The following is a 21,024-nucleotide window of genomic DNA, read 5'->3' as shown; positions in this document are numbered from 1 at the left end:
AGTTCTTGCTCCATAGATTAGGGGGTCATCGGTCGAACACTCGGTTGGACACAGGTTCCCGGGCTTGCCAGCCCCGCCGCTCCAATTCGGGTGTCTGGGACGCGTCCTGGGGGTATCCGATGCACAGCAGTGCAATCAGCGACCAGTCGGCGGGTACGTCCAGCAAGGCGCGGATGACGCCAGGCTCGAGGATCGATACCCATCCGACGCCAATGCCGCGGAGCCTTGCCGCCAGCCAGAGTGTGTGGATCGCCAGCACGCATGAATAGCGCAGCATCTCCGGCATACTGACAATGCCAAGTCCATGGCCTGCTTTGGGCTGCTCATCACAGAACACCACGATCAGTTCCGGGGCCTCGCGAAGGCCATGCAGCTTGAGCGAACGATACAGTTCCTGCCGGGCTTGGCCGGCATATTGCTGAGCTGCTTGTGCGTTCTGTGCATCGACATGGTCGGCCAGCGCCTGACGAAGGGTGGATGAACGCACGCGCACGAACCGCCAGGGCTGCGCATTCCCGACCGAAGGTGCGAGGGAGGCACACTCCAGCAGCGCACACATCTCCTCTTCGGCGACAGCACGGGCTTCGAAGTGCCGCACATCGCGTCGCCAGCGCAGCAGCTGCGCAAATCGAGCCGCGAACTCGGCATCGAACTGAGGCGGCAGATCGCTCAGAACTCGATCCCTGCCTGCGCCTTCACGCCTGAGCGGAAAGGGTGCTTGATCATGGTCATCTCGGTGACGAGATCGGCCGCCTCGATCAGTGCATCGGGCGCATTGCGCCCGGTGACGATGACATGTTTCATCTCGGGTTTCGCGGCAAACGCCTCCAGAACCTCATCCAGGGGCAGGTAGTCATACCGAAGGACGATGTTGAGTTCGTCGGCTACCACCATCTGGTAAGCCGGATCGGCGATCATGCGGCAGACTTCATCCCAGGCAGTGCGTGCCGAAGCGATATCGCGTGTCCGGTCTTGCGTATCCCAGGTGAAACCGTCACCCATCGGCTTGAACTCGACATTTTCCGGGAAAGCGTCGAACACCGTCTTTTCGCCTGTCGCCATCGTGCCCTTGACGAACTGGACGACCCCGACCTTCATGCCATGTCCTATTGCGCGCACGACCATACCGAGTGCAGCGCTTGTCTTGCCTTTGCCCGTGCCAGTGTGAACGATCAGCAGCCCCTGCTCGCGGGTCTTGGTGGCCATCATGGTGCTACGCGCAGCCTGGATCTTGCGCATTTTCTCGGCATGGCGCGCATCTGCGCTTGCAGCATCTTCTTCGCGGTCAGCAGGCATCGGCTCGTTCCTTTCGCATCAGGTAGACATCCATGATCCAGCCGTGGCGCGCGCGCAGTTCGGCGCGGCGCGCGGCAATCTGCGGCGCAGCTTCGGCAAGTGGCCCATGGACCAGTGCTTCATGCGACATGCCCAGATAGGCACCCCACCAGATCGTGATGCCAGCAGGATCGAGGACTTCGAAGGCGCAGCCGGAATCGAGCATGACGACGATCGTGTGCACTCCCAGCGGCCAGCCTTCCCGGCGCAACCTGCGGCCGGTGGTGATCGTGACAGGTTCGGCCAAGGCGTTCAGCGGGATGGCGTGAGCAGCCGTAAGAGCCTGAATGCTGGTGATACCGGGTTCGACGCGAACAGTGAGGTCTACCCCAGCCGTCCGGAGCCGATCGGCAATACGCAGTGTGCTGTCGTAAAGCGACGGATCGCCCCACACGAGCAGCGCGACCCGCCCACCATCAGGAAGGTGAACTGCTATCTGCTCTGCCCAAATCGCTGCAATCGCATCGTGCCAATCGTCGACGGCCTGCGTGTAGTCGCCATCCTGTCGGCGAAGGGGCATGTCGAACTCGGCCATGCGGACCGGTGAGGCCAATGCGGCGTCACAGATGGAGTGGCGCAGGTCCAGGAGATCTGATTTGGCATCGCCTTTGCGGGGCAGCAGAATGAGATCGACCGCGTTGATTGTGCGTATTGCAGCACGCGTCAGGTGGTCGGGATTCCCGGTGCCTATGCCGATCAGATGGAGGTGGATCATGCCTCCTCCATCATGGGGCCGTAGATCACCAGTGCGGTTGCATCCGATCCGCCGTCGGCAAGTGACCGAGCAAGTCCGGCAATAGTGCTTCTGGTAAGTCTTTGGTCCGGTCGGCTAATGTTTTCTGCCAACAAGGCTGCAGTATCGTCCGCAAGTCCTGCCGCGACAAGCTGCGCAGCAAGCGCCGGAAATGTGCGCTTCGGCATGAAGACGACCGTTGTGGCACAAGGGTCGGCAAGCGCTGATAGATTGAGGTCTTCTGGTAAAGTGCCAGTCTTGCCATGTCCGGTTACGAACTGGACGCGTCTAGCGTGCTCGCGTCGTGTCAGTGGTATCGCGGCAGCTGCCGCTGCGGCGGTCGCCGAGCTGACGCCAGGAATGATCTCGAACGCGATTCGCGCATGGCGAAGCGCCTCGATTTCTTCTTCGAGCCGGCCGAACAGGCCGGCATCTCCCGATTTGAGCCGGATGACATGTTTGCCGGCCAGGGCATGGTCCACCAGAAGACGGCTGACTTCGGCCTGACTTGGAGATGGCCGCCCGGCGCGCTTGCCTACCGCTACCAGTTCAGCGTCATCGCGCGCGCGGGCCAGGATTGGTCCCGCAGCCAGATCATCAAACAGCACCACCTGCGCCGTCTCAAGACGAGAAACGGCTTTCAGGGTCAGCAGCTCGGGATCGCCAGGGCCCGCACCCACAAAGGATACGAACCCCTTCACGATGCGTTCGCGATCATGTGGAAGAAGGTTCCGGTCACGCGGCCGCGATACGAGCCTGTTTCGGCAACCGCGACGCCATCTGCATCGGTTACGCATGCCAGCGCTGTGTCTGTCTGCTCGAGGATCGTCGAGTAGTGGAACTCGTGGCCGCGCAGCCTTATGCCTTTGGCCAGTCCGGCTATTGGTGCCAGCAGTTCGGCCTGGCGATAGCCGAGATGCATACGGCGCTGCGCATAGCTGGTAACAAGGCCCAGCAGGCCGGCCATGTGATGCCGCTCTCCCGACTTGTCCACCAAGCCCTCGCCCAGAACCATATAGCCGCCGCATTCGCCGTGCACCGGGCGGGTCTCGGCGTGGTGACGCAGGCCGTTCAGGAAGTTCGACGCTGCAGCGATGGTCCCTGCGTGCAGTTCCGGATAGCCGCCAGGCAGCCAGACAAGATCGGCATCGCGGGCAGGGGCCTCGTTTGCCAATGGCGAGAAGGGCATGATCTCCGCGCCAGCCCGCCGCCAACCTTCGAGCACATGGGGATAGACGAAGGAAAAGGCGGGATCGCGGGCGATGGCAATCCGCTGGGCAGGGGGAAGCGGCAGTCGGCCGGGGGCCGGAGGCGGGGCGCTGTTGCTGCTGGCGGCATGGCGGATGGCATTCAGATCGACATTTGCACGCAGAAATGCGGCATAGTCCGATATCGCCCGCTCGAGATCGGGATGCTCGACAGCCTGGACCAGACCGAGATGGCGTTCTGGCAGGGTGAGATCGCCGCGCCGGGGCAGGGCACCCAGCACAGGCATGCCTATCGCTTCCATCCCCCGGCGCACTAGCCGTTCATGGCGGGGACTGGCCACCCGGTTCAGGATCACGCCTGCAAACGGCAGCGTGTCATCCAGATGCTTGAAACCGAGCGCCGTTGCAGCGGCGGATTGGGCTTGTCCGGACACGTCCAGCACCAGCACAACCGGCCAGCCCATTGTCCTTGCAATGTCCGCACTGGCGCCATTGCCGACGGCACCCCGGCTCGCGACACCATCGAACAGGCCCATCGAAGCCTCGGCAAGCACCATGTCCGCGCCAACGGCCTCTCCCGCGATTGCAGCGATCAGGCTGCCATTCATGGCCCAGGTATCGAGGTTGAACGACGCACGGCCGCAGGCGGCGCGGTGAAAAGCGGGATCGATATAGTCGGGACCGCTCTTGAAGGGCTGGACCACCGCGCCGTCTTCGACCAGCGCTCGCAGCAGACCCAGCATGACCGTAGTCTTGCCCGTTCCCGATGCTGGAGCGGCGATCATCAGGCCTGAAACGCTCATTCCCCGGCTCCTGCAAAGCGGGAGCTCGCATCCTGTGGGCGGAAGCGCCGGTCGTAGCCGTGGGCGTAGAGGCTGCTTGGTGCGAAGTCCTCCGCCCCCAGCACCCGTCCGACAAGGATCAGCGCGGTTCGTTCCATGCTGCCGGCGACGGCTGTTTCGACGGTCTCGAGGGTGGCCCGGACGATCCGCTGGTCGGGCCAGCTGGCGCGCCAGACGACCGCAACGGGGCAATCCGCGCCATAGGCGGGAGCAAGATCGGCCACGACCCGCGCGAGGTTGTGGATCGATAGATGGATAGCCAGAGTCGCGCCCGTCACAGCGAAATTGGCGAGGCTCTCGCTCTGCGGCATCGCGCTGGCCCGCCCTGGCGTGCGCGTGAGTACCAGCGACTGGCCGAGCTCGGGCAAGGTCAGTTCGGCTTCCAGAGCCGCCGCTGCCGCCGCGAAGGCGGGGACACCCGGCGTGACCGTAAACGGAATGTCCAGTGCGCGCAGGCGGCGCAATTGTTCTCCCATCGCCGACCAGACGGACAGGTCGCCCGAATGGAGGCGGGCAACATCAAACCCTGCGGCGTCAGCCTCCGCGATCTCGGCGATGATCTCGTCCAGCGTCATGGGCGCGGTGTTGACGATGCGGGCACCGGGCGGACAGTGAGCGAGTACCGCCACGGGAACCAGCGAACCGGCATAGAGGCAGACCGGGCTGGCGGCGATCAGGTCGCGCCCGCGCAGGGTCAGAAGATCGGGTGCGCCGGGGCCGGCGCCGATGAAGTGGACGGTCATGGCTGTGTTCCTTCGGCAATGGCGCAGCTGGCCATGCGATCGGGCGAGATGTGGCGCGTGCGCAACAGGCGGGCGCCCGGACCAGCGGCGACCAGCGCGCAGGCTTCTGCGACACTGCCGGTCGCGCGTGCCTTCAGGCTGGCGGAAGAGCTGGTGGGCGTAGGCGTGGTGGACAGGGACGCCGATGGGATGCCGGTCATCGGCAGTCCCAGTGCCTCTGCAAGCGGTACCAACGCAGACGTCTTGTCGATGGCGGTCGCCAAATGGGTTATAGGGGGCAGCCCGTCCTGCGCCAGTTCCAGCGCCGCCCGCAGCGAAGCGAGGTCTGCGCCGCGCCGAAAGCCGAAGCCAGCCACGATCATAGCGTGACGCTCCACTGCACCACGGGATAGCGCCCCTTCCAGCCATGCCGCTGGCCAAGGGGCACGGCATCGGCCAGTTCGATGCGCAGCAGACTGCCGCCCTTTGCGCCATGCCAACGGGTAACAGCGGCTTCCGATTCAAGGCTCACGGCGTTGGCCACCAGCCGCGTTCCATCAGGCAGCCGGGCCCAGAGGGCATCGAGCAGCGGGTCGGACAAGCCGCCACCGATGAACACGGCATGCGGATGGGGGCCTTCCGGCAGGCCTTCGGGCATCCGGGCATTGATCACATCCAACCGGTCTACACCCAGAACCGTGGCGTTTGCGCGGGCGCGGCCGGCCCGTACCGGATCGGCTTCAAACGCGGTCGCCCGGTTGGCGGGATGAGCCAGCAGCCATTCGATCGCGATTGACCCAGAACCCGTGCCGATATCCCAGAGCCATTCACCGGCACGCGGGGCGAGGGCCGAGAGGGTCAGGGCGCGCACCGGGGCCTTGGTGATCTGCCCGTCGTGATCGAACCACGCATCCGGTCTGCCGGATGTGGCGGGCAAGACATTGCCTGAACCGGCGAACGCGATACCCACGGCAACGGGATGGGCAATGTCTGCGAACGGCAGGGCTTGCGCGGTCGTCACGCGGAGGCGTTCACGGGGGCCGCCCAGCGCTTCCATCACATGAAGCGTCGATGGGCCGAAGCCCTTGCTGGTCAGATATTGCGCCACCGCTGCAACGGCATCGCCATCGCGCAGCAGGACGATTGCGCGCTGGCCGTGCGCAATATGGGGGCGCAAGCGTTCCAGCGGCGCTGCGTGCAGGCCGAGGCAGGCCGTTTCCTGGATCGGCCAGCCCAGCCGGGCGGCTGCAAGGCTGAAGGTCGATGGCGCGGGATGCGCAACCCATTCCGCCGGACCGAGATGGCGCGCAAGGCTTGCGCCTGCGCCGAACCAGAACGGATCGCCCGATGACAGCATGACCACGCGCCGCCCGCGATGCGCCAGCAGTTCGGCTATGCCATCGGCAAAGGGAACTGGCCATTCGAAGACCGCGCAGCTAAGCGCGGGAAGCAGCGCAAGATGGCGCGCCGATCCCATGACCAGTTCGGCCCTGGCCAGCGCGGCCCGGCCCGCTGAGCAAAGGCCGTCCACGCCGTCTTCACCGATGCCGATGATCGTCAACCATGCGCGAGGGTCCATGTCAGCCATGCCGAATGTTCTCCTGCTTGGCGGGACAACCGAAGCGAGCGCACTGGCGCGCCTGCTTGCGGCAGCGCAGATTGCGACGACGCTCAGCTACGCGGGCAGGACCGACAACCCGCGGCCACAGCCGGTGCCGATCCGCGTCGGCGGCTTTGGTGGGGTGGCGGGGCTTGTGGCCTATCTCCAAGACCATCGCATCACGCATCTGGTCGATGCGACGCATCCCTTTGCCGCGACTATGAGCGAACATGCCATAGAGGCTGCGCGGATTGCCGGGATTGCCCATATCGCCCTGACCAGACCCGCATGGGAGGCCGGGCCGGGCGATCGCTGGACATGCGTGAGAGACATTGCCGATGCGGTGGCCAAACTGGCGGGCACGCCGCGCCGCATCCTGCTTGCGCTGGGCCGAATGCATGTGGAAGCCTTTGCCGCACAGCCGCAGCATCACTACCTGCTGCGCTTTGTTGACCCTCCGGCTGCGCCCCCAGGCTTGCCCTCCCACGACCTTGTCATCGATCGCGGGCCGTTTACGGCTGAAGGTGATCGGCTGCTGATGCAGTCTCACATGATCGACCTTGTTGTGTGCAAGAACGCCGGTGGCACGGGCGCCGAGGCAAAGCTTGTCGCTGCGCGCCAGCTCAAGCTTCCGGTCGTGATGATCGACCGCCCGGTGATCGGTGACCGGATCGAGGTTTGTCGCGCAGAAGATGTGCTGGAATGGCTTGGTCATGAGGCCATTTCCGCAACGGACCGGGGCGTATAGAGGATTGGGCCTGCCGCACGTTCGATGATCCGTGTCCGGCTTGATCCCACGATCACCGTGGTGCGCATGTCGGCCATTTCATCGTGCGCCTTGCCCAGCGGCACGATGCGCAGATCTTCCTCCGGCGTTGTGACGGCGCGGGCAAACAGCATCGGGCGATCATCGCCGCACACTTCTCTTAATACGGCCAGCGCACGAGCGAAGCCTTCTGGGCGCGCCTTCGAGCGGGGGTTGTAAAGCGCCACGGCAAAGTCCGCCTGCACGGCCAGCCGCAGTCGCTTTTCGATCATGGCCCAGGGTTTCAGGTTGTCGGAAAGATTGATCGCGCAAAAATCGTGACCCAGCGGTGCCCCGGCCCGTGCACTGGCGGCCAGCATGGCGGTGATGCCTGGCAGCACCCTGATATCCAGCGTCCGCCAGCGGGAAGGACCTGCCTCAAGCGCTTCGAATACCGCCGAGGCCATCGCGAACACCCCCGGATCACCTGACGATACGACAACGACCCTGCGGCCCTGCGCCGCAAGATCGAGCGCCAGAGCGGCGCGGTCGAGCTCCACCCGGTTGTCCGAGGGGTGAAGCGTCAGGCCTTCGCGTGCAGCTATCCGGGCGACATAGGGAATGTACCCGATCACGTCCGTAGCCCCGGCCAGCGCGGCGGTGACTTCGGGTGTGACGAGTGCCTCGTCTCCTGGTCCCAGACCGGCGATTGCTAGCCAACCCTTGTCCTTTTCCCCGTTCATGGTCGCCGCCCCTGACCATGGATCAGCAGGATCGAGAAATAGGGGGTCACCGCTTCAGCCTCGGCCAGCATGGTGACGCGCTGTCCGGGCATCGCTGCGTGTTCGACCAGCCATGCCGCATCCATGCGCCCGGCGGCTGCCACGGCGCGGCGAAGCTTGGGCAGGTTCCGACCGATCTTCATCACCACCAGCGCGTCAGTCTCGCGGATCCGGCGGGCAAGCTCGGCTTCCGGCAGCGTGGCCATGACCACGGTCATCACATCATCGCCCCAGGTGATCGGCAGGTCCGTCGCGGTCCAGGCGCCAGACATGCCCGTGATGCCAGGGACGACTTCCACCGGTATGCGGCCTGAAAGGCGGGCATGGAGGTGCATGAAGGAGCCGTAGAAGAACGGGTCGCCCTCACACAGCACGACGACGTCCTCACCCTGCTGCGAAATCGCTGCAAGCCGCTCCGAACAGTGCGTGTAGAACGCCGACAGGCAGGCATTGTAGCGAGGATCGGATACCGGGATTTCGGTGGTTACCGGATATTCCATCGGAAACTCGATCACGTCAGCGCGGAGCATCCCTTCCACGATGCGCCTTGCCTGGCCGGGCCGCCCGGCCTTGCGGAAATAGGCGACGTGGTGCGCCGTGCGTACAAGCCGGTCGGCGCGCACGCTCAGCAGGTCTGCCGCACCCGGACCAAGCCCGACACCGTGAATGGTGCCGATTTTCGTGCCGGCGTTCATTCTGCCGTACTCGCCAGCGCGTTGATGGCCGCCACGGTGATGGCACTTCCGCCAAGGCGGCCCTCGACGACGCAGCAGGGTGCAGGAGGAGCGGCCCAGAGGGCAGCCTTGGATTCAGCTGCTCCCACGAAGCCCACCGGACAGCCGATGATCGCCGCAGGGCGTGGGCAGGCGGGGTCTTCCAGCATGTTCAGCAGATGAAACAGCGCGGTTGGTGCATTGCCGATCGCCACGACCGCGCCCGCCAGAATGGGCCGCCACAGTTCCAGCGCGGCAGCGGATCGGGTGTTGCCGATCTTGCGTGCAAGGTCAGGCACCGCAGGATCGTGCAGCGTGCAGATGATTGCGTTGCTCCCGGGAAGCCGGGCGCGGGTGATCCCTTCAGACACCATCCGCGCATCGCACAATATTGGCGCGCCGCTGGCCAGCGCAGCGCGTGCCGCATCGGCAAATCCCGACGAGAACCGGATATGCGCTGCAAGTCCAACCATCCCGGCCGCATGGATCATCCGCACCGCCACCTGTTCTTCGCCTGGTGCGAAAGGGGAGAGATCGGCTTCGGAGCGGATCGTGGCAAACGACTGGCGATAGATCGCTGCCCCGTCGGTTTCATAGACATGGGGCATCAGACGGCTCCAAAATGCGCGAGGATTTCGCTGGCGCTCAAGGCGGAGCGGGACGGAGGCGATCCGGCTTTGCCAGCAAGGACCAGATCGAACCTGCCGTTGCGTCCGGTCAGCGTGACATCGGCCACCTGCGAACAGGCGCAGCCTTTGGCACAACCCGAAACGTGCAGCCGCCCAGAGATATACGGCCCAAGTCGGCGCGCGAGCGCGCGAGTTTCAACCGTTGCCTGCGCACAGAATGGTGCGCCCGGACAGGCCTCAACATGGGGCAGCGGATCAGGTCCAGCGCCGGTGAACGGTTGGGTCCCGGCAGAACCAGCCCCTTCGATCAACAGCCACCGCCACGGTGTTGTCCGCAGGCCGGAAGCAGGGCCGGTTTCGAGCAGGGTGGTTAGAGCCGGAGCCTCTATCAGCCCGAACGCCAGCGCGACCGATGGATGATGTCCGGTGCCAGAAACATGGCGCGGTTCAGCCTTTGCAGGCGCTATCGCACCTTTTGCCCATGCGGGAAGTTCCGCATCCCAACGGGCCATGCGCCCTGCTGCCGCGCCGCCGCTGGCGGCGAACCAGTGAGCGAGAGCGATCAGGGCGTCCGCTTCCGTGCCTGGAGACAGGCTTGATCCGGTGGGGCGACCATCGGCGCGAAGCATGAGGCTGCCGTCCGTGCCGCGTTCGACACGGAAATCGCCGGATGCGCCGGTCAGCACAGCGGCAGGGCCGGCATCGATGACGAACCCGACCTTGCCGGGAAGATCGGGCCATTCGCCTATCCGGGCCAGCAGGGCGTTGGCGATGCGGTGGGTGTCGTCGTTCTCCTGCCAGTCGGGCGCGACAAGGACGTTGCGCCGCGCTTCGAGTGCAGGCTCGGGCTGCACTAATTCCAGCGTAATCAGCCTTTGGATCAGCAAGGGCCAGCGATCTTGGGCAACGCCGCGAATCTGCAGATTAGCGCGCCGCGTCAGGTCGATCAGCCCGCTGCCGCAGGTGGCGGCCGCATCGCAAAGGGCCAGCGCCTGCTCCCGCGTCAGCCGCCCGAGCCGGGGTTTGACCCGCACCAGTAGGCCGTCTCCGGACATCATCGGGTGCCATGCGTCCGGGCACCAGCCCTTGACGGCAAATCCGGTCATGGTGCCTCCCGCAGGCTGGCCAGGATGGAGTTTCGCCGGGTGCGCCAAAGGCCTGCGGCATGAAGCGCCGCAAAGCGCGCCTCCATCGCCGCCAGTGCATCGGGATTTTCGCGTTCGAGAAAGGCACGAACTTCGGACTGGCCGAGCGTTGCCTCGTGATAGAGGTCGATCAGCTGCGGCGGCACGCTGCCGGAAAGATGTGCGAAAGCACCTAGGTGGTCCAGCGTCGCGGCCAGTTCCGCGCCCCCACGAAAGCCGTGGCGCATCATTCCTGCGATCCAGCCTGGATTGGCGGCTCGGGCACGGACCACGCGGGCAATTTCTTCGGTCAGCGTGCGGGCCGCCGGATTGTTCGGGTCGCGATTGTCGAGATGATAGAGTGCGGCCTTGCCTCCGACAATCGCCTGGGCTGCGGCAAAGCCTGCCTCGTGCCCGGCATAGTCCGCGGCCAGCAAGAGGTCGGTTTCAGGCAGGTCTTGCAGGTGGACGAAGGCGTCCGCGCTGGCCACTCGCAGACGGATGCCATCGGGGTCAGCCTCGCTTCCCGTGCTGAAATCGGAAACGCCATCCAGCGCGTGATCGGAGGCTGCCAGCCATGCTTCGCCCGCCGCACGCCGGGCATCGTCGGTATAGGTTTCGGCCGCGTCTCCGATCCCGAGCCCATACCGGCCCGGACGCGGACCATAGACGCGCGGCGCCGGGGCCAAGGCAACGAAAGGGTTCCAGTCGGCAGGTTCGTCCCTGGTGCACAGCGCCAGGACGGCCTGACCGAACAAGGCGGGCAGGGTGGGAAAGGCATCACGAAACAGGCCAGAAACGCGCAGCGTTACATCGATGCGCGGGCGGTCGAGCATGGCGAGCGGGAGAATCTCGATCCCCGTCACGCGCTCTGAAGCCATGTCCCACATCGGCTTTGCCCCCAGAAGGTGCAGCGCCATCGCAAACTCTTCACCAGCCGTGCGCATGGTGGCCGAACCCCAAAGATCCACCACAAGGCCGCGCGGGTAGTCGCCGTGATCCTGCAGGTGGCGGCGGAGCAGCTCCTCGGCGAGCACGACGCCCTGTGCATGCGCTGCGCGCGAAGGTACGGCGCGCGGATCGATCGTGTAGAGGTTGCGCCCCGTCGGCAGCACATCGGTTCGTCCGCGATGGGGCGAACCAGATGGTCCGGGAGCGATCCATCGGCCGTCCAGCGCAGCCAGAAGCCCGTTCCGCTCTGCCGCGCCCTGTTCACCGCGCCCGAAAACGTGGAGACCGTCACCGAACTGGCTGGCTTTCACATCGCAGACGAAGCGATCAATCCGGGTTATTGCCTCGACTAAAGTGGTGGCGGTATCAAGGCCGAGCTCTGCCTCCAGCCCCAGCGCGGCAGCTTCCTCGCGGATGGATGTCTGCAGCCGGTCCCGGCGGGCAGGGTCCAGCCCGTCGGCATTGGAGAATTCGTCCAGCAAGGCCTCGATCCGGCCCAGCCCGGCGCCGCTTCCGGTCGGGACGAGCGGCGGCGGTACATGGCCGATGGTGACAGCACCGATGCGGCGCTTGGCCTGCGCTGCCTCGCCCGGATCGTTGACGATGAAGGGATAGATGACCGGCATCGCTTGTGTCAGCGCTTCGGGCCAGCAAGCGTCAGACAGCGCTACAGCCTTCCCCGGCAGCCATTCCAGCGTACCATGCGCGCCAACATGGACCAGCGCATCCGTACCCTGCTGGCCCAGCCACAGGTAGAAGGCGACATAGGCGTGCCGCGGGCAGCGCGAGAGGTCGTGATAGTCTGCATCGCGACTGATAGGCTCCCCCCGCTCGGGCTGAAGCGCCACCAGCACCTGGCCGAGCGTGAGCGCCGGGAAGCGAAATGCCCCATCGACAGCCAGCGGATCGTCTTCCGGCTCTCCCCATGCCGAGGTAAGGTCCTGCCGCAGCGTCTCGGGCAGGGCGGACATGGCAGTGCGGTAGGCATTCAAAGGCCAGACCAGATGCTCAGCCGCCAGCCGCCTGGCAAGATCGCTGGGTGGGCCGACCTCGTACCCGGCTGCCGCCAGATCGGCGGCAATCGCATCGACTGAGGCCAGCGCGTCAAGACCCACAGCGTGCGCCATCTGGTAGGCCTTGCCGGGGTAGGTCGACAGGATCAGGGCGACGCGGCGTTCGCATGCCGGCTTGCGGGCCAGCCCGATCCAGCGCGCCACCCGGTCGGCGATCGCTGCGATCCGGTTATCATCGCCGCGGTGCGAATAGGGAGCGAAGCCGAGTGCCGGATCGCGTTCGCCAGCCTCTTTGAAGCTCGACACGCCTGCAAAGATGCGCCCGTCAATCTCGGGGAGCACGACATGCATGGCAAGGTCAGCCGGCGAGAGGCCACGCGATGTGCTCGCCCATCCTGCGCGCGGCGCGGTGGCAAGTGCGATCTGGAAGACCGGAACGCCCGCCCCGTCGAGCGGCGTTCCGCCGTCCTCGCCTCGCGCGGAAAAAGCCGTAGCATTGACGATGGCTGCAGGCGCCAGTGAACGCACCCAGCGATCCACCTGCGCCCTGACCTCAGGGGGCTTGAGCGAGGGGACGAAGATCGAGAGCGCGTCAAAGCCGCGTTGTTCAAGCGCGGAATGAAGCGCGGCGATCGGGTGCAGGTCGTGTGCGGCGAGGTACGCACGGTAGAAGACGATCAGGATCAGCGGCCGATCCGCATTGGGCCTGAAGGTGGCAGGATCGATGATCCCGCAGGAGGGGTGCCATCCGCCAGTTGCCGGCAAAGCCGTGCATTGCGTCACAGTGCTGACGCCAAGCCCTGCGGCGTGCGCGAGAGCGGCCAGGGCCGCGCGCGCCGCTGCCGCACCGCCCTCGTCACACAATTGGCAAAGCTTGGCCAGCGTGGCGGGAGAAAGCGTGGAGGCACTGTCGAGGCGCCAATCCGGCCGACCATCGGCAGGCAGGACAGCAAGCGCAATCCCGCGCGATCGGGCCAGGATCTCGACCTGTTGAAGGCCGTAGCTCCAATAGGGCGTGCCGCCGATCAGCCGGATCAGCACCGCCTTTGCCCCGGCCAATGTCTTTTCGATATAGGTGTCGACCGACAAGGGGTGGATCAGCGCGGCAAGGTTGGCGAGCCGCAACGAAGGAAATGCCGGGTCCGCCGCTTGCGCCTGGCGCCAGCCTTCCGCGAACGCACCAAGATCGCTGTCCGAGAAGGACAGGACCACAAGATCCGCAGGCTCCTGCCCCAGATCCTGTGGGATGGCCGTTTCTTCCATCCCGTGCGTTTCGCGAAAGATGACGTGCACGGCCTGGCTTAGCCTGCCAGCACCGCGCGAATGGCAGGCTCGTCGATATCGTCATGCTCGGCGATGGCGACCAGGGTAGTCTGGCGCTGCTCATCGGGGCGCCATGGGCGGTCATACTGGTGACGAACCCTCGACCCGACAGCCTGCACCAAGAGGCGCAAGGGCTTGCCAGTCACGGCAGCATAGCCTTTCACCCGCAGGATGCGATGATCGCGGGCGAGCGTTTCGATACGCGCCACCAAATCGGCGGGATCGGCAATCTCGCCGAGCGCGATGACGGTGCTGTCGAAATCGTCGTGCTCGTGATCATCCTCATTGTCGTGATGCGAGGGCCGGGCGGCGATATCATCTTCGGCGGCAGCTCCAAGTCCAAGGATCACGCGAGGGTCGACGATCCCTTCGGCTATCTCGATCACAGGCACGGGGCGGGGTGCTTCGGCCGCAATGGCTGCCCTTGCGGCAGCGACTCCGTCAGGTCCGGCCAGATCAACCTTGGTCAGTAAAACCAGATCGGCGCAGGCAAGCTGGTCCTCGAAGACTTCGGACAGCGGAGTTTCGTGGTCGATCCCCGGATCGGCGGCGCGCTGGGCCTCCAGCGCTGCAAGATCGGGGGCAAACCGACCGGCAGCAACCGCTTCGGCATCGGCCAGCGCAAGCACGCCATCCACCGTGATGCGACTGCGGATTGCCGGCCAGTCGAAGGCCTTGAGCAAGGGCTTGGGCAGGGCCAGCCCTGATGTCTCGATCAGGATATGGTCAGGGCGCGGATCAAGCGCGAGCAGGCGCTCTACGGTGGGAATGAAATCGTCCGCTACGGTGCAGCAGATGCAGCCGTTGGCCAGTTCGACGATGTTTTCCGCCGGGCAATCGGGAATGGCGCAGGATTGCAGGATGTCCCCATCCACCCCCAGAGTACCGAATTCATTGACGACCACAGCCAATCGGCGTCCGCCAGCGTTGCGGATCAGGTGGCTGATCAGCGTGGTCTTACCGGCACCCAGAAAGCCGGTGATGATCGTGACGGGTACCTTCGACAGGTCCGACATGGCAGTTCCTCCGCGCGCCAGAGCGACAACGGGCAGGGCTTGCCGGACAGGTCCGGTCGGCGCGCGACAACGGGCAGGCGCGACAGACGCCCGAAACCACGCGGCCGTGCAGCCCCAGCCACACAGCTTCGTCGCTCAGACGGAAGAGTACCGTGCCTTGGCCATCCCCTGGACCCGGGCAAGAGCGACCAGAGCGCCGGCAGGTCTCCTGGCTCGCGGGTCACAGCTTGATGCACGCCTTCCCAGATGCGCGTTCATGCGCGGTCCAGTGGCTTCTCCTGCACGCGCAGGAAAAATGTGCATCGCGCTCTCCGCTTACAGTTGCAGGGACAGCCGCGGATTTGAGAGCCATGCTCCCGCACCGCATTCCCGATTAAGCCCCGTTGGGGGCACCGGCGCGATCATCGATGACACGGGCAAGCCCACATCATCATTGAATATCTCTAAACCCAAACTTCTATCATGCCAATCAAAGTTCGCGCTGAAATTGCAGGCGCAACCTCACTGTTCCGTTTCGTCGGTTTCAACGGGCGCACGGTCAAACCAGACGCGCCAGGGACCCACGCGCTCGTGACCGGCGGCAGCAAGACGGCGCAGGACGATGCGGGCTTTCGTTCGGCCCCGCCGTGTGTCGGGCCAATCAAAGAATTCAGGGTTTGCGCCTTCAGCCACAGCGGTGCGGATATGTGCGTCCACGGCACGATCCTGATCAAGGCCAAAGCGTTCAAGCATAGGTGAAAAGGCGGTGTCCGTATCGGGCACGAAATTGTGCCGTTCACCCAGTGCGTTTCGCCAAGGTGAGCGAGGGTGAATGTTCAGGATCGACTGATAGCCATCCGGAATGGGGACGTTAGCGCCATGTGGCCGACCCTTCCCGATAAGCTTGGCAAGCAGATGGGTGTGCGGGCCTTCCGGCGATTTCCCATCCGGAGGCGGAATCGGTTGGAAGACTTCGATCCGTCCGGCAGGCGAGAGCATGACCCGGTGGGGCTGGGCACGCAGAACCTCGGCCATGACTGTTGGCGAAGACAGCAGGTCCTGACCTTCAAGAGCCTCGAGAGCCCCGATCAGCGCTTCGTCGTCAGTGCGGGCGCACATCTTTATGGTGCCGTTACAAACGCCCATGTCGACCAGGCGGCTCGATTGGTCTTCCCTGCGAATGGCGTCGGTATCGGTGCCCAAAGATACGACAGCCCGATCGACCGAACCAGTCAGAGGCGCGCAGAGCGCCATCGCATGGCCCCAGCTTTCGCCATCAGAGGACAGGCTATCCCAGGCAAGGCATTCAAAGCTATCCGAATGCCTGATCCGCAAGGCACCGCGAGCGGTCACGATTTCGATATTGTCGCCTTCGTTTTGAACCGTGGCCGGCTCATCCTCGTCGCGAATGAATTCGCCGATCGCACCGAATGTGCCGATGCTCCAGCCATGGCCAGGGTCGGACGCGAGACGTGCCAGTTCGTCAAAGGAAATCTGGTTCATGATGATACCCCGGACTTGAGAAAGCGGACGGAAATGCCGTCCCCGTCACGAGATAACCGGACCGGAACGTCATAAAGCGAGGTGAGCAGGCTTTCGGTGACGACTTCGTGCGTCGGACCGTGTGCAAGCAATCGCCCATCGCGGATTGCGAGGATCGAGTCCGCGAAGGCCAAGGCCAGATCAAGATCGTGGATCGCCATGACAACCGTGCACCCGGCCGTGGTCCGGGCCTTGAGACGCTGGACGGCATCGATGGCATGGCGTGGATCCAGACCCGCGGTTGGTTCATCAACGATCAGAAGCGCTGGATCGCCGACAATCGCGCGGGCCAGCATTGCCCGCGCCAGTTCGCCACCCGACAATTGCGTGGCTGGCCGATCCCGCAAACCCAGCAGATCGCAGGCGAGCAGTGCATCGTCGATGGCGGGAAGCAGAGCGGACGGTATGCTGCCGAATGCTGGCAGCGCCGGAGTCAGCCCGAGCGCAACCACGCGCTCTACGGTGATCGGCCAATCAACCCCCGCACGTTGCGGCAGATAGGCACGCACCTTGGCAAGTTCCCGCCGGCCAAGGCGGTGGAGGTCCTTGCCATCGAGTTCGACCGAACCTTGCGCCGGACGTTTCAGGCCAGATGCGATATCCAGCAAGGTGCTCTTGCCCGCGCCGTTGGGGCCGATCACGGCGGTCAGGTGGCCCGACGGAACGAAGGCCGATATCCCGTCGAGAACCAGACGCTGGCCCCGGCGCGCTGAAACACCATGAAAGTGCAGCGCGCTCATGCGGTGCGTCTCCGGACATGAAGGACCAGCCACAGGAAGAACGGTGCCCCGATCAGGCTGATGAACACCCCCAGATTTAGCGGCATGCCCCGGAATACCAGTGTCCGCGAAGCGATGTCGGCGAGGGTTACCAGAACGGCTCCAACCAGCATGGCCGGGATGAGTACCTTGCCTGGACGATGGGCGACCAAAGGCCGGGCAAGGTGAGGCGCAATCAGGCCGACGAAACCGATCGTTCCGGATACGGCGGTTGCGCCTCCGACGCCAAGGGCCGTGCCGACCAGTGCCAGCATGCGCGTCCGTGAAACCGCAATGCCCAGGCTTTCAGCCTGCGCTTCACCCAATGCAAGAGCATCCAGAGCGCGGCCCGTCAGCAGAAGCATCGTACCCCCGGCAAGGATAAAGGGTGTGGCAAGGCGAACATGATCCCAGCTTCGATCGGCAAGCGAACCCATCAGCCAGGTCATGATCTCGTAAGCGGCATAAGGATTGGGGGAGAGGTTGAGCGCCAGACTGACGCCTGCACTGGCTATGCTGCTGACTGCCGCGCCGGCCAGGATGAGCGATAGGGTGCCACCCCCGCGCGCAAGGATGAAGGCAATGCCGGTGGTGACGAATGCACCGGTCAGACCAAACAGCGGTGCAGCAAGAGTAAAACTTGCGGCAAAGCCGAAATAGATGGCAATGACCGCACCGAGCGAGGCACCTGCCGAAACGCCCAACAGGCCGGGGTCAGCCAGCGGGTTTCGCAACAGCCCCTGCATGACGGCACCCGAGAGGCCAAGGATGCCACCGATGGCCATCGAAAGGAGAACCCGTGGCAGGCGGATCTGGGTGACGATCTGGCCAGCCAGATCCGCGTGATCGAAAGCCAGCGCCTGAAACGCTTCGCGTGGTGTCAACCAGACGGAGCCAGCCAACACCGAAGCGAAAGCGCTGGCGAGCAGACAACTGACCAGCATGGGAACAAGCCACCGGGTCATAGCGATTTCCCACCGGCAAAGGGAAGGGGAGAGCGGGCATGGAGAGCCGCTGAACGAAGTTCGTTGCGCAACTGCATCGCGGCTTCCGTCACCATCGGCGTTCCGCAAACGTAGTACGCCTGTCGGATCGTCAGCGTACGGTCACCGTCCCAGTAGCGACGGATTAGAGGGTGTCGCTCGACGTTTTCGCGAAGCCCCGGGCGGCGACCTACCCCGGCGCCTTTCACCAGCAGGGACGGAGCAGAAAGGAGCAGGATTTCGATATCCGGTTTGCCGTAGCTGCTCTTCTGCAGTGAGTTGGCAACATTGATCGCACCGGCGGTCTGGAGCACAGTGTCATAGAGAGACCCCGTGCTTGCATTGAAGCCAGCACCATCCCACGCAGCCACTCGTAGGGGCGGGCCCGGATCGCGCGCAAGGTCGGCCAGTTGGCGGTCCATTTTTGCGATCAATTCTTCGCCGCGAGCGGGCTCTCCTACTGCCTTGGCAACCTGTCGGGTTATCCGGCGGATATCCTCGTAGGTTTCCGCATGATCGACCTCGATCATTGGAAACCCTAATCGCTTCAGCAGTCCGCGTGTTGCCGGCGTCGTAAATGCCCCGGCAATAACGAGGTCCGGCTTCTGGCGCAGGACCTCCTCCGACATTCCATGGTTGATGTCGACACGCGCAGCCTCGCGGAACATGAGTGAGCCGTCGGGATCGCGCGACAGCCAAGTGACTGACGCGATCCGCTCAGGTGGCAGCAATGCCAGGACAAGCTGATCCGTGCACTGGTTCATCGACATGACATGGACTGGCTTTGCTGCCGCCTGGCTGCGACTACCAGACGGCTCCGTGCAACCGGCCAGAGCCGGAAGCACGGAGATCATCCAAAGGAGGCAGAGCGCCTTGCGGAACATCAGAAGCGGACGCGAACGCCGCCATAGCCTGCGCGGCCCGGGGTGGCGAAGCTGAACACCTCTTCGTATTGCTCGTTGATGAGGTTTTCTACGCGCGCAAACAACGAAATGTTGGGCCGCAACTTGTATTCAGCATTCAGGTTAACCAGCACATATTCCCTCAGGGACACGCGCACCGGAATGAAGCTTGGATTTGTAAACGCGACATCGGTCTGACGCCCGTTGTAGCGCACTGTCAACGTACCCGAAAAGCGCTCATCCTTGCTGAACACTGTCGCGTTGAAACTGCCGATATGCTTGGGGCGACGCACCTCGACTGTGCCGTTTTCTCGCGCATGAAGCCATGTGTAGGCGGCGTCCAGCCTGATCTGAGGAATCGGACGGGCGGCAAGGGCCACCTCAATGCCATGCTGTTTCGACAAAGTTGCACGGTTTGATGGCGTCGCTATGAAGGTCGGAGCGGGGAAGGTCGTGAAAATTTCGTCCTTCAGGCGGCTATCGAAATAGGTCGCGCCTATGGTGGCCTTGCCATCGCTGAAGCTTTGCTCGATGCCGGCTTCCCACCCTTCCGACTTCTCGGGCCTCAGGTTAGGGTTGCCAATATAGCGGCCATCGGAAAATCCAAAGAGCTCGAAATAGCCCGGATTCTTGACCCCCGTTCCATAGGCACCGCGAACACGGGTACCAGTCGGGAGCGAATAACTGCCTTGAACCCGCCAAGTTGTGGGGTCATCAAAGCGATCATTTTCGTCATGGCGGATTGATGCACCAAAAGAGAATGCGTCGTTGATCAGCAGTTCATACTGCCCGACAATCCCGATATTGTCGGTGGATCTTTTTCCCTGAAACGCGAAGGATGACGGTGTGGTGTTCTGGAATTCTTCGCGCTCGACGTCGATTGCGGCGGTCAGACGATGCCGGATGGCGTCGGTGCCCAGCCGCAGGCTCGATTCAAACGAGCCTTTGTAGCGGTTACCCTTGTTGCCGTAATCGAAGCCCGCAGCGTCGAAGCCCTTGCGCTCGCTCAAGGCGACTTGCCCTGTCACCGCGTTCGTCCAGCGTCCGTCGAGTCCGATCAGTTCAGCTCTCACAAGACCATAGAAGGCCTTGTTTCGGAAGAATACGCCGGGGCTGTCGACGGTGAATCCGAAGAGCGGGCTCGCCGGATTGTTCTCGCTGTTGTTGGTCTCGGCTTCCGTGAAGCTGTAGCGGGCAACGCCGGTCAGTTTGAAGGTTTCGGACGGTGACCAGATGAGCTTGGCCGAAAGGCCTGCGATGTCGGAGCCGACATCCCTGCTGCCATTTCGTGCCGTGGGATAGCCGCCGGTGTGATAGTAAGCGCCAGAGACGGCATAATCGAGATTGCCAGACACTCCGGCCGCACGCGCGCTTCCGGTGAAGGTGTTGAAGCTGCCGCCCTCTGCGCGCAAGCTGACCCCCGGAGCCTCCTTACCGGTCAATGTCAGATACTGGATAACGCCGCCGATCGCGTCCGAACCGTAAAGCGAGGACTGCTGCCCGCGCAGGACTTCAACGCGGGCTTCTGGATCGGCAATGAGAGTGGCGAAATCGAACTCGCCAAAATACGGGTCCGAAGCTTCTATACCGTCAATCAGAACGAGCACGTGGTTGCCCTCGGAGCCGCGAAGCCGGAGCTGGGTGAGGCCGCCAACAGCGCCGGTGCGGCTAACGGCAACGCCCGGCACATCGCGCAGAATGTCCGAAACAATCCGGGTCTGGCGCTGCTCCAACGCTTCGCTGTCCAGTACCGTCACTGACGCACCGAGCTTGTTTACGGCCACGGCCTCACCGGACCGCGACGCCGTCACGACAATGGTTTCGCCGCTGTCATTGGTTGTAGGCTGTCCCGGGTTCGACTGCGCGAAGGCCGGGCAGCTGGCTAGCGCCAGCGCAAACGTGGATACGAGAACAGGTTTCTTCATCGGGATACCCCCCTGGTGCCGAGCAACTGCGCGACAAAAAGGGGCAACCGGATCCATCAACTCCCGAGGCGAGTCGGGAGAGCGCACGAACGGTCGGCCAGGCCAACGCGAATGGGCACAATTCACCCGCGCAGGACCAACCCTGCGGCCCCAGCCGCAATGGTTCGTCGCTCAGACGGAGGTTACCGTGCCATGGCCA

At 64.0% G+C, this 21,024-nt stretch carries 20 protein-coding genes and 1 riboswitch; of the genes, 1 reads left to right on the top strand and 19 read right to left on the bottom strand.

Annotated features, from left to right (window positions below):
• Positions 1–25: 25 nt before the first annotated feature.
• From bluB to AX692_RS11515, 8 genes are read right to left on the bottom strand one after another with little or no spacing between them, the layout of a single operon-like run.
• Positions 26–673, bottom strand: a complete 648-nt coding sequence (gene bluB, locus AX692_RS11545) for a 5,6-dimethylbenzimidazole synthase (RefSeq protein ID WP_081095272.1) — start codon at positions 671–673, stop codon at positions 26–28.
• Complete coding sequence (cobO, locus tag AX692_RS11540) at positions 670–1,296, bottom strand: cob(I)yrinic acid a,c-diamide adenosyltransferase (RefSeq protein WP_073977689.1); 627 nt, start codon at positions 1,294–1,296, stop codon at positions 670–672. Before cobO ends, bluB begins: the two co-directional genes overlap by 4 nt.
• A complete protein-coding gene (gene cobF / locus AX692_RS11535; protein WP_073977688.1) occupies positions 1,286–2,050 on the bottom strand; it encodes a precorrin-6A synthase (deacetylating) in 765 nt (254 codons plus the stop codon). The genes cobO and cobF overlap by 11 nt, the downstream gene beginning before the upstream one ends.
• A complete protein-coding gene (gene cobA, locus AX692_RS19045; RefSeq protein ID WP_081095271.1) occupies positions 2,047–2,769 on the bottom strand; it encodes a uroporphyrinogen-III C-methyltransferase in 723 nt (240 codons plus the stop codon). Before cobA ends, cobF begins: the two co-directional genes overlap by 4 nt.
• Entirely contained in the window at positions 2,766–4,079 is a 1,314-nt protein-coding gene (locus tag AX692_RS11530) for a cobyrinate a,c-diamide synthase (protein WP_073977687.1), read from the bottom strand. The genes cobA and AX692_RS11530 overlap by 4 nt, the downstream gene beginning before the upstream one ends.
• Complete coding sequence (cobM, locus tag AX692_RS11525; RefSeq protein WP_073977686.1) at positions 4,076–4,861, bottom strand: precorrin-4 C(11)-methyltransferase; 786 nt, start codon at positions 4,859–4,861, stop codon at positions 4,076–4,078. The genes AX692_RS11530 and cobM overlap by 4 nt, the downstream gene beginning before the upstream one ends.
• On the bottom strand, positions 4,858–5,223 hold the full coding sequence (locus AX692_RS11520) for a cobalamin biosynthesis protein (protein ID WP_073977685.1): 366 nt from the start codon (positions 5,221–5,223) through the stop codon (positions 4,858–4,860). The genes cobM and AX692_RS11520 overlap by 4 nt, the downstream gene beginning before the upstream one ends.
• Complete coding sequence (locus AX692_RS11515; protein ID WP_073977684.1) at positions 5,220–6,428, bottom strand: bifunctional cobalt-precorrin-7 (C(5))-methyltransferase/cobalt-precorrin-6B (C(15))-methyltransferase; 1,209 nt, start codon at positions 6,426–6,428, stop codon at positions 5,220–5,222. The genes AX692_RS11520 and AX692_RS11515 overlap by 4 nt, the downstream gene beginning before the upstream one ends.
• Here AX692_RS11515 and AX692_RS11510 point away from each other — a divergent pair.
• A complete protein-coding gene (locus AX692_RS11510) occupies positions 6,427–7,188 on the top strand; it encodes a cobalt-precorrin-6A reductase (protein WP_073977683.1) in 762 nt (253 codons plus the stop codon). The genes AX692_RS11515 and AX692_RS11510 overlap by 2 nt on opposite strands.
• On the opposite strand, the gene cobJ is transcribed toward AX692_RS11510, so the two are convergent.
• The 11 genes from cobJ to AX692_RS11455 all read right to left on the bottom strand — a co-directional run bounded on the left by cobJ (position 7,152) and on the right by AX692_RS11455 (position 20,825).
• On the bottom strand, positions 7,152–7,928 hold the full coding sequence (gene cobJ, locus AX692_RS11505; RefSeq protein ID WP_073977682.1) for a precorrin-3B C(17)-methyltransferase: 777 nt from the start codon (positions 7,926–7,928) through the stop codon (positions 7,152–7,154). The genes AX692_RS11510 and cobJ overlap by 37 nt on opposite strands.
• On the bottom strand, positions 7,925–8,662 hold the full coding sequence (gene cobI, locus AX692_RS11500; protein ID WP_073977681.1) for a precorrin-2 C(20)-methyltransferase: 738 nt from the start codon (positions 8,660–8,662) through the stop codon (positions 7,925–7,927). The genes cobJ and cobI overlap by 4 nt, the downstream gene beginning before the upstream one ends.
• Positions 8,659–9,288, bottom strand: coding sequence for a precorrin-8X methylmutase (locus AX692_RS11495; RefSeq protein WP_073977680.1), 630 nt, complete (start codon positions 9,286–9,288; stop codon positions 8,659–8,661). Before AX692_RS11495 ends, cobI begins: the two co-directional genes overlap by 4 nt.
• On the bottom strand, positions 9,288–10,415 hold the full coding sequence (locus AX692_RS11490; RefSeq protein WP_073977679.1) for a cobalamin biosynthesis protein CobG: 1,128 nt from the start codon (positions 10,413–10,415) through the stop codon (positions 9,288–9,290). Before AX692_RS11490 ends, AX692_RS11495 begins: the two co-directional genes overlap by 1 nt.
• Positions 10,412–13,690 (bottom strand): cobaltochelatase subunit CobN, encoded by a 3,279-nt coding sequence (gene cobN, locus AX692_RS11485; RefSeq protein WP_073977678.1) that lies wholly within the window; start codon positions 13,688–13,690, stop codon positions 10,412–10,414. The genes AX692_RS11490 and cobN overlap by 4 nt, the downstream gene beginning before the upstream one ends.
• Before the next feature lie 8 nt (positions 13,691–13,698).
• Positions 13,699–14,736: a cobalamin biosynthesis protein CobW gene (gene cobW, locus AX692_RS11480; protein WP_073977677.1), complete on the bottom strand. Its 1,038-nt coding sequence runs from the start codon at positions 14,734–14,736 to the stop codon at positions 13,699–13,701.
• Between the two features lie 180 nt (positions 14,737–14,916).
• A riboswitch (cobalamin riboswitch) is annotated at positions 14,917–15,148 on the bottom strand.
• Between the two features lie 89 nt (positions 15,149–15,237).
• Positions 15,238–16,218 (bottom strand): DUF6925 family protein, encoded by a 981-nt coding sequence (locus AX692_RS11475; protein ID WP_073977676.1) that lies wholly within the window; start codon positions 16,216–16,218, stop codon positions 15,238–15,240.
• Positions 16,215–16,997 carry an ABC transporter ATP-binding protein gene (locus AX692_RS19040; RefSeq protein ID WP_081095270.1) on the bottom strand — a complete coding sequence of 261 codons (783 nt, stop codon included), beginning with the start codon at positions 16,995–16,997 and terminating at the stop codon, positions 16,215–16,217. Before AX692_RS19040 ends, AX692_RS11475 begins: the two co-directional genes overlap by 4 nt.
• Positions 16,994–17,980, bottom strand: a complete 987-nt coding sequence (locus tag AX692_RS11465) for a FecCD family ABC transporter permease (RefSeq protein WP_073977674.1) — start codon at positions 17,978–17,980, stop codon at positions 16,994–16,996. The genes AX692_RS19040 and AX692_RS11465 overlap by 4 nt, the downstream gene beginning before the upstream one ends.
• On the bottom strand, positions 17,977–18,882 hold the full coding sequence (locus tag AX692_RS11460) for an ABC transporter substrate-binding protein (protein ID WP_073977673.1): 906 nt from the start codon (positions 18,880–18,882) through the stop codon (positions 17,977–17,979). Before AX692_RS11460 ends, AX692_RS11465 begins: the two co-directional genes overlap by 4 nt.
• On the bottom strand, positions 18,882–20,825 hold the full coding sequence (locus tag AX692_RS11455; RefSeq protein WP_073977672.1) for a TonB-dependent receptor plug domain-containing protein: 1,944 nt from the start codon (positions 20,823–20,825) through the stop codon (positions 18,882–18,884). The genes AX692_RS11460 and AX692_RS11455 overlap by 1 nt, the downstream gene beginning before the upstream one ends.
• Positions 20,826–21,024: the final 199 nt, after the last annotated feature.

This window comes from Erythrobacter donghaensis, from assembly GCF_001557325.1.
GTDB classification, from domain to species: Bacteria; Pseudomonadota; Alphaproteobacteria; order Sphingomonadales; family Sphingomonadaceae; genus Erythrobacter; species Erythrobacter donghaensis_B.
The sequence above is the reverse complement of the archived record's forward strand: the minus strand, read 5'-3'. Positions and strand labels throughout refer to the sequence as shown.

What these genes read in the sequence shown, in the direction of transcription:
- cobO (WP_073977689.1), bottom strand. Translation starts at nt 1,296, where the DNA reads ATGCCTGCTGACCGCGAAGAAGATGCTGCAAGCGCAGATGCGCGCCAT.
- cobF (WP_073977688.1), bottom strand. Translation starts at nt 2,050, where the DNA reads ATGATCCACCTCCATCTGATCGGCATAGGCACCGGGAATCCCGACCAC.
- AX692_RS11530 (WP_073977687.1), bottom strand. Translation starts at nt 4,079, where the DNA reads ATGAGCGTTTCAGGCCTGATGATCGCCGCTCCAGCATCGGGAACGGGC.
- cobM (WP_073977686.1), bottom strand. Translation starts at nt 4,861, where the DNA reads ATGACCGTCCACTTCATCGGCGCCGGCCCCGGCGCACCCGATCTTCTG.
- AX692_RS11520 (WP_073977685.1), bottom strand. Translation starts at nt 5,223, where the DNA reads ATGATCGTGGCTGGCTTCGGCTTTCGGCGCGGCGCAGACCTCGCTTCG.
- AX692_RS11510 (WP_073977683.1), top strand. Translation starts at nt 6,427, where the DNA reads ATGCCGAATGTTCTCCTGCTTGGCGGGACAACCGAAGCGAGCGCACTG.
- AX692_RS11515 (WP_073977684.1), bottom strand. Translation starts at nt 6,428, where the DNA reads ATGGCTGACATGGACCCTCGCGCATGGTTGACGATCATCGGCATCGGT.
- cobJ (WP_073977682.1), bottom strand. Translation starts at nt 7,928, where the DNA reads ATGAACGGGGAAAAGGACAAGGGTTGGCTAGCAATCGCCGGTCTGGGA.
- cobI (WP_073977681.1), bottom strand. Translation starts at nt 8,662, where the DNA reads ATGAACGCCGGCACGAAAATCGGCACCATTCACGGTGTCGGGCTTGGT.
- AX692_RS11495 (WP_073977680.1), bottom strand. Translation starts at nt 9,288, where the DNA reads ATGCCCCATGTCTATGAAACCGACGGGGCAGCGATCTATCGCCAGTCG.
- AX692_RS11490 (WP_073977679.1), bottom strand. Translation starts at nt 10,415, where the DNA reads ATGACCGGATTTGCCGTCAAGGGCTGGTGCCCGGACGCATGGCACCCG.
- cobW (WP_073977677.1), bottom strand. Translation starts at nt 14,736, where the DNA reads ATGTCGGACCTGTCGAAGGTACCCGTCACGATCATCACCGGCTTTCTG.
- AX692_RS11475 (WP_073977676.1), bottom strand. Translation starts at nt 16,218, where the DNA reads ATGAACCAGATTTCCTTTGACGAACTGGCACGTCTCGCGTCCGACCCT.
- AX692_RS19040 (WP_081095270.1), bottom strand. Translation starts at nt 16,997, where the DNA reads ATGAGCGCGCTGCACTTTCATGGTGTTTCAGCGCGCCGGGGCCAGCGT.
- AX692_RS11465 (WP_073977674.1), bottom strand. Translation starts at nt 17,980, where the DNA reads ATGACCCGGTGGCTTGTTCCCATGCTGGTCAGTTGTCTGCTCGCCAGC.
- AX692_RS11460 (WP_073977673.1), bottom strand. Translation starts at nt 18,882, where the DNA reads ATGTTCCGCAAGGCGCTCTGCCTCCTTTGGATGATCTCCGTGCTTCCG.
- AX692_RS11455 (WP_073977672.1), bottom strand. Translation starts at nt 20,825, where the DNA reads ATGAAGAAACCTGTTCTCGTATCCACGTTTGCGCTGGCGCTAGCCAGC.